Origin of the sequence: Bacillus sp. FJAT-49711 (genome assembly GCF_018343715.1) — a bacterium.
GTDB lineage: Bacteria > Bacillota > Bacilli > Bacillales > Bacillaceae_C > Lederbergia.
The window spans coordinates 477,520-493,344 of the sequence record NZ_JAGYPL010000004.1; the positions used below are offsets into that span (position 1 = coordinate 477,520).

14 protein-coding genes are annotated in these 15,825 nt (G+C 39.0%); 2 read left to right on the top strand and 12 right to left on the bottom strand.

The window, feature by feature from the left end:
• Positions 1–54 precede the first annotated feature (54 nt).
• Together KHA96_RS19950 and KHA96_RS19955 are read left to right on the top strand one after the other, a co-directional pair.
• A complete protein-coding gene (locus tag KHA96_RS19950) occupies positions 55–915 on the top strand; it encodes a hypothetical protein (RefSeq protein WP_213131047.1) in 861 nt (286 codons plus the stop codon).
• Positions 915–1,484, top strand: coding sequence for a hypothetical protein (locus KHA96_RS19955; RefSeq protein WP_213131048.1), 570 nt, complete (start codon positions 915–917; stop codon positions 1,482–1,484). Before KHA96_RS19950 ends, KHA96_RS19955 begins: the two co-directional genes overlap by 1 nt.
• A gap of 38 nt (positions 1,485–1,522) precedes the next feature.
• Here the strand turns inward: KHA96_RS19955 and KHA96_RS19960 are convergent, their stop codons facing one another.
• The 12 genes from KHA96_RS19960 to KHA96_RS20015 all read right to left on the bottom strand — a co-directional run bounded on the left by KHA96_RS19960 (position 1,523) and on the right by KHA96_RS20015 (position 15,775).
• Positions 1,523–2,296, bottom strand: coding sequence for an endonuclease/exonuclease/phosphatase family protein (locus KHA96_RS19960; RefSeq protein ID WP_213131049.1), 774 nt, complete (start codon positions 2,294–2,296; stop codon positions 1,523–1,525).
• Positions 2,297–2,654: 358 nt separating this feature from the next.
• Positions 2,655–3,452, bottom strand: a complete 798-nt coding sequence (locus KHA96_RS19965) for an arylamine N-acetyltransferase (RefSeq protein WP_213131050.1) — start codon at positions 3,450–3,452, stop codon at positions 2,655–2,657.
• A gap of 17 nt (positions 3,453–3,469) precedes the next feature.
• Positions 3,470–4,021: a thioredoxin family protein gene (locus tag KHA96_RS19970; RefSeq protein WP_213131051.1), complete on the bottom strand. Its 552-nt coding sequence runs from the start codon at positions 4,019–4,021 to the stop codon at positions 3,470–3,472.
• A 47-nt stretch (positions 4,022–4,068) separates the two neighbouring features.
• The gene (locus KHA96_RS19975; protein ID WP_213131052.1) at positions 4,069–4,218 is read right to left on the bottom strand and encodes a hypothetical protein; all 150 of its coding nucleotides are present in this window, start codon (positions 4,216–4,218) and stop codon (positions 4,069–4,071) included.
• A 1,089-nt stretch (positions 4,219–5,307) separates the two neighbouring features.
• Positions 5,308–6,735 (bottom strand): Asp-tRNA(Asn)/Glu-tRNA(Gln) amidotransferase subunit GatB, encoded by a 1,428-nt coding sequence (gatB, locus tag KHA96_RS19980; RefSeq protein ID WP_213131053.1) that lies wholly within the window; start codon positions 6,733–6,735, stop codon positions 5,308–5,310.
• Positions 6,736–6,750: 15 nt separating this feature from the next.
• Positions 6,751–8,196, bottom strand: a complete 1,446-nt coding sequence (gene gatA, locus KHA96_RS19985; protein ID WP_213131054.1) for an Asp-tRNA(Asn)/Glu-tRNA(Gln) amidotransferase subunit GatA — start codon at positions 8,194–8,196, stop codon at positions 6,751–6,753.
• Between the two features lie 12 nt (positions 8,197–8,208).
• Positions 8,209–8,499: an Asp-tRNA(Asn)/Glu-tRNA(Gln) amidotransferase subunit GatC gene (gene gatC / locus KHA96_RS19990; RefSeq protein WP_213131055.1), complete on the bottom strand. Its 291-nt coding sequence runs from the start codon at positions 8,497–8,499 to the stop codon at positions 8,209–8,211.
• Positions 8,500–8,696: 197 nt separating this feature from the next.
• On the bottom strand, positions 8,697–9,857 hold the full coding sequence (locus tag KHA96_RS19995; RefSeq protein ID WP_213131056.1) for a CamS family sex pheromone protein: 1,161 nt from the start codon (positions 9,855–9,857) through the stop codon (positions 8,697–8,699).
• Between the two features lie 42 nt (positions 9,858–9,899).
• Positions 9,900–11,906 (bottom strand): NAD-dependent DNA ligase LigA, encoded by a 2,007-nt coding sequence (gene ligA / locus KHA96_RS20000; RefSeq protein WP_213131057.1) that lies wholly within the window; start codon positions 11,904–11,906, stop codon positions 9,900–9,902.
• A gap of 27 nt (positions 11,907–11,933) precedes the next feature.
• A complete protein-coding gene (gene pcrA, locus KHA96_RS20005) occupies positions 11,934–14,147 on the bottom strand; it encodes a DNA helicase PcrA (RefSeq protein WP_213131058.1) in 2,214 nt (737 codons plus the stop codon).
• Between the two features lie 42 nt (positions 14,148–14,189).
• The gene (pcrB, locus tag KHA96_RS20010) at positions 14,190–14,867 is read right to left on the bottom strand and encodes a heptaprenylglyceryl phosphate synthase (RefSeq protein WP_213131059.1); all 678 of its coding nucleotides are present in this window, start codon (positions 14,865–14,867) and stop codon (positions 14,190–14,192) included.
• 608 nt (positions 14,868–15,475) lie between these two features.
• Positions 15,476–15,775 (bottom strand): YerC/YecD family TrpR-related protein, encoded by a 300-nt coding sequence (locus KHA96_RS20015; protein ID WP_213131060.1) that lies wholly within the window; start codon positions 15,773–15,775, stop codon positions 15,476–15,478.
• Positions 15,776–15,825: the final 50 nt, after the last annotated feature.

Here is a 15,825-nt window from a genome sequence, read left to right on the forward strand (position 1 = left end):
TTATATGAATTTGTAGAATGATAGGTGAGGATCACTTTAGAAAGGAATAACATTATGAAAATAAATAAAGCCATCCTAATAGGCGGCATAGTCATCGCATTCATAAGTTTGCTTGGAAATTATTTATTTTTTGTCAGTAAACAACTGAAAGAACCAATCATGTTGAAACATTATTATGATACTCAGGTTGGTGTTAATAGCACGCTCCAATTTCAATATTTGACAAATCGAAATGATAATATTGAAATTGCTTGGTTCACGATTCCGGATTCAGAGATAACACTGCCAGTATCCGATGATCAAATATATAATACATATAGACATCATCAACTGAAGATCGTACATATTAATGTAACTGAAGAAATTGAAGAGATTATCAATAACGAGGAACTACGAATAACAGAGGTGGAAACACATTTTACGAATGGGGAAATTCAATTAATGGATATTGGAGATGTGTTTCTTCGCAAATATAAAGAAAACAATACTCCTTTCGACTTTAGTGCTAGTGGAAGTTCGTCAGATCATACAGGATATACCGTAGCAGTTGCTAAAAAAGATGTGAACATCACAGAATTGGAAATTCCATTTGCAGATAAAATGGAAAAGGTAATAAAGATTTATGTTGGAGAAAAACAAAGAACTCCCGAAAATCATTTCGATATCGTACCAAAGGGAGAGCTCCTGACTAAAGATTCCTTTCCCATAAGTAAGAAAAAAGGCGACTACTTGTCAATGGAATATCAAATAAAGTTTGACAAAGATGATAAAAACAAACTTCATTTATATACTGGAGAAATTCAATTGATTGGCGTCGATGAGCATGGTAAAACATTTTCATTCCCGGATACTATCTACTACCAGCCAGAATTGACCGAAAAAGACATCGCGGCCATTGTCCAGGGGGAAAAATAATGTCAGCCATTGCAAATGCATTTACAAAAATTTTCTGGGGCCTCATGCTCGAATTTTTAGATTTTAAAATTATTCAATTCGATATATTGCCAGATTTCATCGGTTATTTTATCATTATTTCCGGTTTAGGCAATTTAATCGCGTTCTCTCATCATTATAAAAAAGTGAGAATGCTCGCGATCATTTTGGCGATTTTAAGTATTCCGGAATATTTTATAGGAGAAATCAATATTCTTGAGGGATTTGTCTCTCCTACATCGACATTCTTGATACTAATGGCGTCATCCATCCTTTCTTTAATTCATCTTGCTTTTATCTATTTTTTATTACAAGGATGCATTGAATTAGCAAACCACCATCAAAATCAGACACTTGCAAAGACGACGAAAAATTTTCAAACGAATTATATTATTATTATTATGGGCGTAGTGATCCTAACTCCATTCGCTTTAAACATTCCGGAAAGTCAGGCCATCACTCTAATTACAGTCAGCGCGGTTGCATCTTTTGTTGTGTATATTATGATTCTTTTTTTAATGTGGCGTTATCGATATTCTTTAGAACGATAAAACGGTAGGCATCAAATTTTACGATGCCTACCGTTTTATTAAACTTCGAAATCCACGACAATTGGAAAGTGATCGCTAGGAAATCTTTCGTCTATTCGATCATTTACAATTTTTAGAGCACCTACTTTTACATCCCCGCGATATAAAATCCAATCGATCCTTCCTTCTCCACCGGATGGATCATCAAAGTTATTAAAGCTGCCCAATTCTTCATTCATGCGTTCTGTGGCTGAATCCCATGTATCTATGAAATTCCCTTTAGTCAAAAAGGCTTTGTGTGTGTCGGTTTCGTATACCGTGTTAAAATCACCCGTAATAAATAAAGGTACAGATGAATCAAAGGTTTCCGCTTGTTGGACAATCAACTCTGCCCCTTTTACTCTCGCATACTCTGAAACATGATCCAAATGAGTGTTCAAATGATAGAAGGATTGACCTGTCTTTTTGTCACTGAAGTGAATCCAAGTAGCCATCCTTGTACAATCATTTCCCCACGTGCTAGATGCAATCACATCAGGGGTATTCGATAACCAAAAATGATCGTATTCTAATACGTCAAAGCGGTCTTTTTTATAAAATATCGCCATAAATTCACTTTTACTTCCACCTTCTCTTCCTAACCCAATCCAATCGAAATCCTCAAGAAGACCGTCCAAATCTTGTACTTGGTTAAATTTACATTCCTGTGTACCGATAATATCTGGAGATTCTCTTTCTATTAAATCTCTAATTAATCCCTTACGCTCTTTCCATGAATTAGGCGGTGCATCGCAATCATTCCGTACATTGAATGACATAATACGCAATTTCATTAGAATAACCCCTTTCGAATTATGTATACGATTGCAATTATAGCAAAATATTAAAGAGAATTAATATAAAAATTCACATTGGCACTATTATTGATTTTTATATGCGAAGAACTATAGTGAGAAACTCATTCCATAAATCGGCTTAGGAATTATACGTAACCATATAATTAACATATTCAAGTTTATTGAGGAGATGACGATACAAATAATACTATTCAAGATAACGGAAAATTTATTTAAAAGCTTCGAAAACATAGCGCTTCCCCCAATAATATATTTATCTACTACATGTTAAGACGTAAATAATTAATATTTGTTTCCGAGCATAAAAAAATTCACCTCTATTCAGGTGAATTTCTTAAAACAATTTAATTCCTCTTTCGGCGAGGAATTGAATAGAGTCTACTAAAGACTCGGGATCTACTTGATACACTTCGCGAACAAGCTTCTCCCACTTTTCAAAGTCATTCATTTTAATCTCGCTTATATTACGAAACGTCATGATTTTCATCGAGTTATTACGCAAAAAATAACATTGATGCCCATTGAAACGAACGGCTGTAATTCTCCTCATCGTAATATTATCATCACTGTCAAAATACGATGAACGAATATCATCCGTAATATCCGTTTCCGAAAGCGGCTTCCAGATGACTTGTTTTTTTACAAATGATTTTCCATTTGATTTCCGATCGATTTCATATGTATCTGAGCTTAGTTTTGTAAAAATAATATCTTCTCCGAAACCGTGCATATGATGTCTTGCTTTAGCTTCCAACTCCACTGGTTTCATAATGGGCGAACCATATCCTACATCAACATAGTATTTTTTATCTTGAATCACTATCATAATAGCAAGATGGCCAGGCTCTACTTTTACTAGAGAGCAATCATACCCGAGCATTAATAGTAATCTGGCAAAATTCATATTAAGTGTAAAGCAAGTACCTCCCCACCCTTTTTCAACCATATTTTGTACAAAGACAGGGAGTGGTGGGATATAATCAGGTGCCAAGGAGTAATATTGAAATTTACTAAACGTTTCATACGGAATGAACGTTAGATGGTGTTGAATGAGGCGCTGCAAATAATTTAAATTCGGTTCCTCTCTAGTTAAGCGTAAATGGTTTAAATATTGATTTGCAATTTCCTCCATCATTCAACACCTCGATTTTATTGAAGTCTATTTTTAATGCTATTGTATACCTCGTCCCAAACAGTTGAATCAGATACATTTCTTTTCATCATTTGACTATACATTTCACTTTGTTTTTCCGCGAACGTTTCATCTTCCTTATCAGGCAGCTTAGAACGTTGCTCCTCAACATATTGCTGTAAAGTTTCTGCTCTTGGTCCCCAAACAGCACGTTCATTACCTTCTTTATCAATAAAAATAAAAATAGGAATCGATCGCGCAGTACCGTTCGTTAAATATTGGTCCATTAGTTCTAGATTTTGGTCACGTAGCAGCATGCGAACTTCCAGCCCACTCTTTTCCGCTATTTTCAATAAAATGGGAACGTTCAGCATGGCATCCCCGCACCAATCTTCTGTAATGACAATGACAAGCAGCTCTTCATCTTTTACATTAGCTAAAAATGCTTCATCTCCTGCTGGAACTTCAAATCTTTGCAGAATCGTTTTCAAATTATCTTGATGCTTTTCCATCGAATTTATGTACTCTTCTGGTGTCATTCCTTTATTAAACCACTCTACTAAGTTCATATTCCCGCCCCTTTTCTATTTAGTTGCCTTTTATTATATACTATGATTCATTTTCGTTCAGCATAAAGGCTTGTAAAATAAAAACTGTTTTTGGAAGGTTCTCTATTCCAAGAAACTTTGGAAGATGCATCTATTCCCGTACCAGAACTTCCTATTCCCGTTCGAGGGCTGCTTATTCTCGTTCGAGCACCTCTCATTCCCGTTCGGGAGCATTTTATGCTCGTTCCAGCACTTCCCGTTCCCGTTCGAACGCAGTATTCTCGCTCAAGCACTTCCTATTCCCGTTCGAACGCCTCTTATTCTCGTTCAAGCACTTCCTATTCCCGTTCGAAAGCATTATTCTCGTTCAAGCACTTCCTATTCCCGTTCGAAAGCATTATTCTCGCTCAAGCACATCCCATTCCCGTTCGAGAGCCTCTTATTCTCGTTCAGGCACTTCCTATTCCCGTTCGAACGCATTATTCTCGCTCAAGCACATCCCATTCCCGTTCAAGAGCCTCTTATTCTCGTTCAGGCACTTCCTATTCCCGTTCGAAAGCATTATTCTCGCTCAAGCACATCCCATTCCCGTTCGAGAGCCTCTTATTCTCGTTCAGGCACTTCCTATTCCCGTTCAAGAGCCTCTTATTCTCGTTCAGGCACTTCCTATTCCCGTTTGAAAGCATTATTCTCGCTCAAGCACATCCCATTCCCGTTCGAGAGCCTCTTATTCTCGTTCAAGCACTTCCCGTTCCCGTTCGAACGCAGTATTCTCGTTCAAGCACTTCCTATTCCCGTTCGAGCGCCTCTTATTCTCGCTCAAGCACATCCTATTCCCGTTCAGAGCCTCTTATTCTCGTTCAGGCACTTCCTATTCCCGTTCGAAAGCATTATTCTCGCTCAAGCACATCTCATTCCCGTTCGAGAGCCTCTTATTCTCGTTCAGGCACATCCCATTCCCGTTCGAACGCCTCTTATTCTCGTTCAAGCACTTCCTATTCCCGTTCGGGAGCCTTTTATTCTCGTTCAGGCACTTCCTATTCCCGTTCGAAAGCATTATTCTCGCTCAAGCACATCTCATTCCCGTTCGAGAGCCTCTTATTCTCGTTCAGGCACTTCCTATTCCCGTTCGAGAGCCTCTTATTCTCGTTCAAGCACGTTCTTTTCTCGTTCACGGGCAGCCTATTCTTTTACATATAGCTTTCATTGTCAAGTAAACATCCTCTTCAATGGCATATACTGTCAATAATAAGCCAACAAAATAGAAATAGACACTCCATTAAGGAGCGCCTACTTTTGTTTATTGTTTATCGTTTTTCAATTTCTTGCTTAAGCAATTTATTTACCATCGGTGGATTCGCTTGGCCTTTTGTCGCTTTCATGATTTGGCCGACGAGGAATCCAAGAGCACGCCCTTTTCCATTTTTATAATCTTCAATGGATTGTGGGTTGGCGTCTAATGTTTCGGTTACGATGGCTAGTAGTGCACCTTCGTCGGAAATTTGTACTAATCCTTTTTCTTTTACGATTGTTTCCGCGTCTCCGCCTTTTTCAATGAGTTCACGGAATACTTGCTTCGCGATTTTAGATGAAATCGTCCCATCTTCAATCAGCTTGATCATTCCTGCAAGTCCTGCTGGTGTTAAAGCCGTTTCGTGCAATTCCTTCTGCTCGGAGTTCAAGTAAGCGGAAACCTCACCCATCATCCAGTTGGAGGCTTGCTTTGCTTCTGCTCCCGCAGCAAGGACTGCTTCGAAAAAGTCGGACATTTCCTTCGTTAATGTAAGGACCATCGCATCATATGCTGGGAGACCAAGTTCCTCTACATAGCGTTTTTTACGCGCGTCCGGAAGTTCGGGAATTTCCGCACGAATGCGAGCCTTCCATTCATCGTCAATATATAACTGAACGAGGTCTGGTTCAGGGAAGTAGCGATAATCTTCCGCTCCTTCCTTCACACGCATAAGAATTGTTTCACCAGTAGATTCATCAAAACGACGTGTTTCTTGTTGAATTACACCGCCTGATAAAAGAACTTTTTCTTGGCGCTTTTGTTCAAACTCTAATCCTCTGCGTACAAAGTTGAAGGAGTTCAAGTTTTTCAATTCTGTCTTCGTTCCAAATTCTTCTTGTCCAACTGGACGCAAAGAAATGTTGGCATCACATCTTAGAGAGCCTTCCTCCATTCTCACATCAGAGACACCTGTATATTGAATAATGGATTTTAGTTTTTCTAAATAAGCATACGCCTCTTGAGGAGAACGAATATCAGGTTCAGATACAATCTCAATTAATGAAGTTCCAGCACGGTTTAAGTCGACGAGAGAGCCGTCTTCTTTATGAGTTAATTTACCAGCATCTTCTTCAAGGTGGAGTCGTGTGATGCCGATTTTCTTTTTAACACCGTCTACTTCAATTTCAATCCAACCATGGTCACCGATAGGTTTGTCAAACTGAGAAATTTGATAAGCTTTCGGATTATCTGGGTAAAAATAGTTTTTACGGTCAAATTTTGTTTCTGTCGCGATTTCGCAATTAATAGCCATGGCTGCTTTCATCGCATATTCCACTGCGTTTTTGTTTAACACTGGTAAAACTCCGGGATAACCAAGGTCCACAACACTCGTGTTGTGATTCGGTTCAGCTCCAAAATGGTTCGGAGCAGGTGAAAATACTTTAGATTCTGTTTTTAATTCTACGTGGACTTCAAGTCCGATTACCGTTTCAAAGTTCATGTCTTCTCTCCCCCCTTACAATTGTGGTTTTTGCTTATGGAAATCGGTTGCTTGCTCAAACGCATGAGCGACACGGTAAATAGTTTGCTCGTCAAAATGCTTTCCAATAATTTGTAGTCCAAGTGGAAGTCCTTCAGTAAATCCACATGGAACTGATATTCCAGGAAGACCTGCTAAGTTTACAGGAATTGTTAGTAAGTCCCTAACGTACATTGTTACAGGGTCATCGATAACTTCTCCAATTTTATAGGCCGGTGTTGGAGTTGTAGGTCCAATGATGACATCATATTTAGAAAATACATCATCGAAATCTTGTTTTATCAATGTTCTAACTTGTTGTGCCTTTTTATAGTAAGCATCGTAGAATCCAGAGCTAAGCGCAAATGTACCGAGCATGATTCGACGCTTAACTTCATCGCCAAATCCTTCAGAACGTGATTTTTTATATAATTCCATTAGATTTTTAGGGTTTGGCGTACGATATCCGTAACGAACTCCATCGAACCGTGCAAGGTTAGCTGAAGCTTCAGATGAAGCAAGTAAATAATACGTTGCTACTCCGTATTGTGAATGTGGTAGAGAAACCTCTTCCCAAGTGGCGCCAAGTCCTTCAAGTACTTTTAATGCAGCAAGCACTGACTCGCGTGAAGCTTCACTCACACCTTCTCCCAAATATTCTTTAGGAACGGCAATTTTTAATCCTTTAATATCTCCAGTTAATCCTGCTGCATAATTAGGAACATCTTTGTTCACTGTAGTAGAATCTTTTGCATCTAGTCCAGAAATTGCTTGTAAAATAAGAGCATTATCTTCAACGGTACGTGTAATCGGACCCGCTTGATCTAGAGAAGATGCAAATGCCACTAATCCGTAACGGGAAACTCTTCCGTATGTAGGTTTCATTCCAACTACTCCACAAAAAGCAGCAGGCTGACGGATAGAACCGCCTGTATCCGTACCAAGAGCAAATGGGACTTGTCCAGAAGCAACCGCCGCCGCGGATCCACCTGAAGATCCACCAGGAACGCGATCAAGATTCCATGGATTCCGAGTAAGTTGGAATGCCGAGGTTTCTGTTGTAGAGCCCATCGCGAATTCGTCCATATTTAATTTTCCGATTGTGACAGTGTTCACATCATTTAACTTCTCAATAACCGTTGCATCATAAATAGGATCAAAGTTTTCAAGCATTTTACTCGCACATGTAGTTCGTAAATTCTTGGTTACAATGTTATCTTTCATTCCAGCTGGAATTCCGAAAAGCGGATTTTCCCCAATTTTGCCATCCAACTCTTTCGCTTTTGCTCTCGCATTTTCCTCATCAACTGTGAGAAAAGCTTGTACCTTACCATCTACTTCATTGATTCGGCTAACAGAATGATCCACAAGATCCGAAACAGAGATTTCTTTTTTATGTAAAAGTTCATGTATATCTTTTATGCTATAATCAAAAATCGACATGGGAGTCCCCCCTTAATCCAAAATGTTTGGTACTTTAATTTGTCCATCTTCATGTTGAGGGACATTTCTCAACACATCTTCTATTGGCAATCCTTTTACCGCCACATCTTCTCGCATTACATTTTCCTGTGCAAAAACGTGTGAGGTAGGTTTAATATTTCCCGTGGTCAATTCATCCAATTTCTCCGCCATCTCAATGATACGGTCAAGCTGTTCAGTGAAGTTTTCCGCTTCTTCATCATTTATATCAAGTCGAGCTAAATGTGCTACATGCAAAACTTGATCTTTTGATATTCTCGACATTCTTCTGCACCTCCAAGTAAAATCGATCCTCGCAATACTATTGATAATATCAGAAAAACTTAGACAAACGCAAGAGGGCAAGCACTTTGCCCCCTTTCAATTGAAAGATTTTCATATTTAGTGCAAGCGGCAAACTTCAAGTCCTTTGCTTGCGTATCCAAATGGTCTGATATTTAATCTGAACTTCCACTTTTTCCCTAGTAAATATGCACAAACGGTTCTTTATCTCCTGGATTTCTAACTATTAACGCCTCTGCGCCATTAATAGATGTTACGTTTACTTCTACCATCACATGGTCCGGGAAGTGATCCATTACAAGAGAAGTTGCATATTGAGTAAAGGAGATAATTTCTGCTTCCCCATATAACTGAATTGGAATATCAATTGATAGTTTGATAAATTCTCCATTTTTATAAAAAGCCTGCCCGATTACACCATTGTAATTAGGGAAATACTTTTCGACGTCATCTTTAAATCTCATGAAATAAGCAACATCATCACGATGGGCTTCTTCTGCAACAGAAGACGGAAATAAATAATATGTTTCATCTATCGCTTTCCAATCAGTAAGTGAAGCACTGCCTTTATTTGCATGCGCGTAGGCGAAAAAGTTCCCAGGAATAACTGCATTTCTTTTTTTCTGCTCGAAAAGGGCAATCGTGATCGGCACATCGCCAATTTCTTTATCTGAACGAAGTCGTTTAATAATAACTTCAGCCATTTTCTTTCCTTCGGCAGCTAATTTTTCATGAGAAATTTCCTGTTCGAATGTTGCACCATATTTTTCTTTTTGGTAGTAGTGAACAGAATTTAAAGCAAGACCGATGACAATCCCACCAAGTTTTACAGTTTTCTCATTTTTAATTAAATAATCATGTTCAAGAATGTGAGCAAGATAAATTGGACTTTTTTCGTTTTGTTCCTCAATCGATCCTTTTTCATTATTTACAGGGTTAAGTCCTACATTATCTTCTTCACTTATTTTTAATTCTTTTAACTGACCAGCTGTATATTTCCGCCTAAGCCATTTACTGACTGTCTCCTTTTCAAGCTCTTGACCTTCTTGAAATACATATTCCTCGGTTGGGAAATGTTCTTTTGCCACTCGCATTAAACCCGTTTCAAACTCATCGATGTCATATTTTGAATTTAGGTTAGATACAACCATTCCTCTTGTCTTACTAACCTTGTATGGAACAGTTGTGCGATAATATGAATCGGAAATTTGATAATTTGGAATGATGGATTTTTCCTTTTGATCTTTAGTATCCTGAACTACCTCATCATTTTTTTCAAACGTTGGCACACAGCCGCTTAAAAGAGCTGTTGCCAAAGCCACTGCCAACCATTTTTTCATGCTACTTTTCCACCTTTATTTTCTAAAGATTGTGGGTGCGTATTACTCAGCAAGTGCTTCGAGCAGTCTTTCTTCATCCCACACTTCTACTCCAAGTTCTTCTGCTTTTGTCAATTTCGATCCTGCTTCCTCACCAGCTATAACTAAATCCGTTTTTTTACTCACACTGCCTGAAACTTTTCCGCCTAATGATTCAATTTTTTCCTTTACATCGTTTCGGGTCATTTTTTCAAGCTTTCCCGTTAAAACAACGGTCTTTCCGTTAAAATAAGAATCTATATTTGCTGTCTCAGATCTTTTTGGACCGAGATATTCCATATTAACGCCAGCATCTTTCAGCTTCGAAATTAACTGTTCAAATTCTTCATTTTCAAAAAAAGTCGCAATCGCATCTGCCATTTTTTCTCCAACTTCTTCAACGGTTAATAATTCTTCTCTTTGCGCCGAGGAAAGTTTATCGATCGTTTCAAAATGCTCAGCAAGAGTTTTCGCTGCTTTTTCTCCTACATGACGGATACCGAGACCGAATAATAATTTTTCAAGCGAGTTGGCTTTTGATGCTTGAATGGCATTGATAAGATTCGTTGCTGACTTTTCTCCCATTCTCTCCATATTCAATAACTGATCCTTTGTTAAAAAATAAATATCCGCAGGATCTTTTACAAGCTGTAGCGAGAATAATTGCCCAATCACTTTTTCGCCTAAGCCTTCAATATTCATCGCATTTCGAGAAACAAAATGAATCAGACCTTCCCGTCTTTGTGCCGGACATGTCGGGTTAATGCAGCGAAGAGCAACTTCACCTTCTAATCGGACTAGTTCACTATCACACTCTGGACAATGTGTCGGCATATGGAATGAAATTTCTTCCCCGCTTCTTCTTTCCGCCAGTACATTCACAACTTCCGGAATGATATCTCCCGCTTTTTTAATGACAACCCAGTCGTTCAGCATAATATCTTTTTCCCTTATCAAATCTTCGTTATGAAGAGATGCTCTTTGGACAGTCGTCCCAGCGACACGAACTGGTTCCAATATAGCAGTAGGCGTGATCACACCTGTTCTGCCAACACTTAGTTCAATTTCGATCAATTTCGTGACGACTTCTTCAGCAGGAAACTTATAAGCGATAGCCCAGCGTGGAGTTTTTGCCGTACTTCCAAGCTGTTCCTGCAAGTCGATGGAATCTATTTTTATGACAATTCCATCGATTTCATAGTCGAGCTTCGGCCGATCCTCTGTCCATTTTTGAATATATTCGATTACTTCATCAATCGACTCACATTTCCGTCTTTCCTTATTCACTTTTAGGCCAAGCTGCTCAAGCAGGTCCAGTCCAGCACTATGAGTCGTCACCCCAGTTGTTCCATAGTCCCCAATCCCGTATAGGAAAAGGTCTAGATTACGTGACGCAGCAATCCTCGGATCGAGCTGCCTTAATGAACCTGCTGCAGCATTTCGTGGGTTGGCGAATAATACTTCACCATTTTCTTCACGAGATTTGTTTAATTTTAAAAATGACTTTTTCGGCATATAGGCTTCGCCGCGAACTTCAAGAGAAAAAGGTTCTTTTAGTTTTAAAGGAATTGATCGTATAGTTCTTAAATTAGCTGTAATATCTTCACCAATCGTTCCGTCTCCCCTTGTTGCACCTTGCACAAAAAGTCCATCAACATAACGAAGCGAAACGGCAAGTCCATCAATTTTCAATTCACAAATATAGGAAAATTGATCATCCGTCGCCTGTCTGATTCGACGATCAAAATCGCGAAGATCCTCTTCAGAAAACGCATTGGCGAGACTAAGCATCTGCGAATGGTGGCGAACTTTTTCGAAGGCCGACAAAGCTTCACCACCAACACGTTGAGTCGGTGAATCAGGGGTAATAAGCTCTGGATATTCTTGCTCTAGTTTAATCAACTGCCTCATCAGTTTATCATACTCTGCATCAGGTATTGATGGGTTGTCTAAAACATGATATTCATAATTGTATTGATTTAATAAACTGTATAAATCGTTCAACTGTTTTTTGGCGGTTTCAAGGTCCATAACGTCAGCCTCCTGAAAAATCACTTGCTATATCTTTTTAATGGGTGCAAATTCTGCCAATAGACGCTTAATGCCAATTGGACTTGGAAAAGCAATGTCAAGCTCAACACTTTCATTCTTTTCTTTTACACTTACTACCGTACCTGTACCCCATTTAGTATGCTCTGCTTTATCGCCGACTTTCCAAAGAGCTCCATCCGTTCCAGTTGAAACGGGAGTTGGCCTGAATACAGGTTTGCTTCTTATCTGCCCACTGGCTGCAAAGCTTTGCGACGCTACTGGTTTTTTTATCTCTTTATGAGCATGCTCCAATAATTCTTCGGGAATTTCAGCAATAAACCTTGAAACAGGATTCATATTCGTACGACCGAAAAGTGTCCTCATTTGTGCGTTTGTAATGAATAATTCTTCTTCCGCACGGGTGATTCCAACATAGGCAAGCCGTCGTTCTTCTTCCATTTCTTCCTCTTCCATTAGGGACCTGCTATGTGGAAAGACTCCTTCTTCCAGTCCGATTAAAAAGACTGTAGGGTACTCTAGTCCTTTTGCAGAGTGAAGGGTCATTAACGTCACTGCATCTCCTGGTGTACCATCTTCATCCAGCTTATCGATATCTGCCACAAGTGCCAAATCTGTTAAAAACGCAATCAAGCTCTTATCATCGCTTCCATCTTCAAAGCTTTTCGTTACAGATAAAAACTCATTTATATTTTCTAAACGGCTTTCAGCTTCCAATGACTTTTCCGCACGCAGCATTTCTTCATAGCCCGATTTCTCAATCACTTCTTCTACTAGTTCAGTCACTGAGAGAAATTCCTGCATTTGAGTATAGTTACGAATCAATGCATGAAATTCAGCTGCTGCATTTGCTGTTTTTCCAGCTAGTCCAATAAAATCAATCTCATTTAAAGCCTGATACAAAGATAAATCATGTTCTCTCGCATAAGACGCAATTTTATCTAAAGAAGTTGCACCAATGCCGCGTTTCGGAACATTTATAATTCTTTGCAAGCTAATATCATCGTCTGGATTTGCAATAAGACGCAAATAAGCTAACAAGTCTTTAATCTCTTTACGGTCATAGAACTTCGTGCCGCCCACGATATTGTACTCAATATTTGACTTTAATAAAACTTCCTCTATGACACGGGATTGAGCGTTCGTTCGGTACAGGATGGCCATATCCGAAAGCTTTCGGTCCTGATTTGCTGTTATTTCTTTTATTTTCCCCGCAACAAATTGTGCTTCTGTTTGCTCGCCATCAGCACGGAAATACACAATTTTAGGGCCATGATCATTATCGGTCCATAAATTTTTCGGCTTGCGATTATGGTTGTTTTTTATTACCTCATTTGCAGCTTCCAGTATTCTTTTTGTCGACCTGTAATTTTGCTCCAATAAAATCACTTTTGCATTCGGATAGTCTTTTTCGAATGAAAGGATATTGGCAATATCGGCTCCGCGCCATCTGTATATAGATTGATCGGAATCTCCGACGACACATAGATTTTTGAGCCTTGCCGCAAGCAATTTAACTAGAAGATATTGGGCGCGGTTCGTATCTTGGTACTCATCGACATGGATATATTGAAACTTGCGCTGATAAAACTCCAACACTTCTGGAACACCTTGAAAAAGCTGAATGGTTATCATAATTAAATCATCAAAATCAAGTGCATTGTTACGGCGAAGTCTGCGCTGATATTCTGTATACACTTTGCTAACTGTTTGCGCATAGTAGCCAGCCGCTTGCTGCTCATATTCCTTCGTAGTCACCAATTCATTTTTTGCACTACTAATAGCACCAAGCATCGCCCTTGGTTCAAACTTTTTCGAATCAATATTAAAGTCTTTTTGGACATTTTTTATAACAGATAGTTGGTCAGTCGTATCGAGGATTGTAAAGTTGCGGCTATAGCCGAGTCGATCGATATCACGTCGTAAAATACGTACGCACATGGAGTGAAAGGTAGAAATCCAAACTTCTTCAGCTGTGCCGCCCATGATTCTGCCTATTCTGTCCTTCATTTCACGAGCAGCTTTATTTGTGAATGTTATCGCTAAAATATTATATGGATTCACACCTTTTTCAACCATTAAAAAGGCAACTCGATGAGTGAGTACCCTCGTTTTACCACTACCGGCACCAGCCATGATCAACAAAGGGCCATCCGTTGTTTTTACAGCCTCCTTCTGCTCAGGATTCAATCCTTCGAGGAGACGATTTGATAAAAATTGCATGTACTTCACCGCCTATTCAGGAACATTTGTTCCATTATACCGTTAAACATTGACTGTTTTCAACGCTTCGGAAAAATTTTCGTATATGGCATTTCCAACAATGATCACATCAGCAACTTGTCCCATTTCTTGTGCTTGTTGTACAGTTTTGATGCCGCCCCCATAAAAAAGTCTCGTTTCGGAAAGCTGATTCTTCACTTTTTTTACAAGATCACGGTCACCATATGCACCACTATACTCCAAATAAAAAATGGGCATGTGAAACATTTTTTCTGCCATCATTGCATAAGCAACAACATCATCATCATCTATATTTGCATCGGCGTTTGTTTGTAGCGCCGCTTTACAATTATCGTTTAATATACAGTAGCCTTCAATAAGAATTTCATTCCAATCCATGATTTCACCATATTCCTTGACTGCCTCGTGATGCAGCCCTGAGAGCCAGCGAATATCGCGGCTATTTAATACTGATGGAATAAAGTATAAATCAAAGCCTGGTGTAATTGATTCAAGATTGCTTACTTCCAATACACAAGGAACTGTATATCTTCTAATTCTTGCCATCAGATTAAGAACTTTTTCTAAAGTTACATCATCTGTTCCACCAATGATCACGGCATCCGTACCCGATTCACATAACTTTTCAAGATGTTCATCCGAAATATCTTTATCCGGGTCCAGCTTAAAAGCATGGCGCCATTCTTTCACATCGTACATAAGCTTGAAATCCTCCATTTTTTTCGATACCTATAACATTATAGCATTTTGGCGAGACAGGCACTCGGGAAAAGAGAAAATTCTTTGACTGAAAACTATTGTGCCTTTGGAATGCGGTATGTGTAAAAAAAAATGGTAGAATCAGTACTTGTTCTTGATAAATTGCGATAATTTCGGTTTCTTTAATGATTTTCAGGTCTTCCTTATTGTTTTTGCGATCCTTTTTACTTTATTGGTGGTTCTATTAGATGTTTGAACTTGAATATTCGCCGTTAACGCTTGCTATTAGCTGTTAACGCGTTCTATTAGCTGTCAGCGGGATTCTATTAGCCTTTAGCGCGTTCTATTAGCCGTCATCACAGATCTATTAGCCGTCAACGCGATTCTATTAGCCATCAGCACAGTCTATTAGCCGTCAACGCGATTCTATTAGCCATCAGCACAGTCTATTAGCCGTCAACGCGATTCTATTAGCCATCAGCACAGTCTATTAGCCGTCAACGCGATTCTACTTACAGCATACTAATTTAATCAAGTCGGACTGCGATTAAAATTACAATTAAAAAGCCCAGTCCCTATTTAACAGGATACTGGGCTTTCGCTTCTATCTATTCCTTATCTTTATGGATGCGCTCAAGGACCATTTCATACGTATCGTTGCCATAATTGAGACAGCGTTTTACACGTGAGATTGTTGCGGTGCTTGCACCGGTTTCTGTTTCAATTTTATGATACGTTTTTCCTTCTCTCAGCATTCTAGCTACTTCTAAACGTTGGGATAGAGCTTGAATTTCATTAATTGTACATAAATCATCAAAGAATCGATAGCATTCTTCAATATTTTTTAAAGACAAGACAGCTTCAAATAGTTGGTCAAGCTCTCGACCCCTTAATTTTTCAATTTGCATCTATCTATCTCCTTTTTTCCGTTTACAGCGCTTATATAATGGCGCTGTTG

Coding starts and splice junctions, on each gene's coding strand:
- KHA96_RS19950 (WP_213131047.1), top strand. CDS start 55: ATGAAAATAAATAAAGCCATCCTAATAGGCGGCATAGTCATCGCATTC.
- KHA96_RS19955 (WP_213131048.1), top strand. CDS start 915: ATGTCAGCCATTGCAAATGCATTTACAAAAATTTTCTGGGGCCTCATG.
- KHA96_RS19960 (WP_213131049.1), bottom strand. CDS start 2,296: ATGAAATTGCGTATTATGTCATTCAATGTACGGAATGATTGCGATGCA.
- KHA96_RS19965 (WP_213131050.1), bottom strand. CDS start 3,452: ATGGAGGAAATTGCAAATCAATATTTAAACCATTTACGCTTAACTAGA.
- KHA96_RS19970 (WP_213131051.1), bottom strand. CDS start 4,021: ATGAACTTAGTAGAGTGGTTTAATAAAGGAATGACACCAGAAGAGTAC.
- KHA96_RS19975 (WP_213131052.1), bottom strand. CDS start 4,218: ATGAGAGGTGCTCGAACGAGAATAAGCAGCCCTCGAACGGGAATAGGA.
- gatB (WP_213131053.1), bottom strand. CDS start 6,735: ATGAACTTTGAAACGGTAATCGGACTTGAAGTCCACGTAGAATTAAAA.
- gatA (WP_213131054.1), bottom strand. CDS start 8,196: ATGTCGATTTTTGATTATAGCATAAAAGATATACATGAACTTTTACAT.
- gatC (WP_213131055.1), bottom strand. CDS start 8,499: ATGTCGAGAATATCAAAAGATCAAGTTTTGCATGTAGCACATTTAGCT.
- KHA96_RS19995 (WP_213131056.1), bottom strand. CDS start 9,857: ATGAAAAAATGGTTGGCAGTGGCTTTGGCAACAGCTCTTTTAAGCGGC.
- ligA (WP_213131057.1), bottom strand. CDS start 11,906: ATGGACCTTGAAACCGCCAAAAAACAGTTGAACGATTTATACAGTTTA.
- pcrA (WP_213131058.1), bottom strand. CDS start 14,147: ATGCAATTTTTATCAAATCGTCTCCTCGAAGGATTGAATCCTGAGCAG.
- pcrB (WP_213131059.1), bottom strand. CDS start 14,867: ATGTACGATGTGAAAGAATGGCGCCATGCTTTTAAGCTGGACCCGGAT.
- KHA96_RS20015 (WP_213131060.1), bottom strand. CDS start 15,775: ATGCAAATTGAAAAATTAAGGGGTCGAGAGCTTGACCAACTATTTGAA.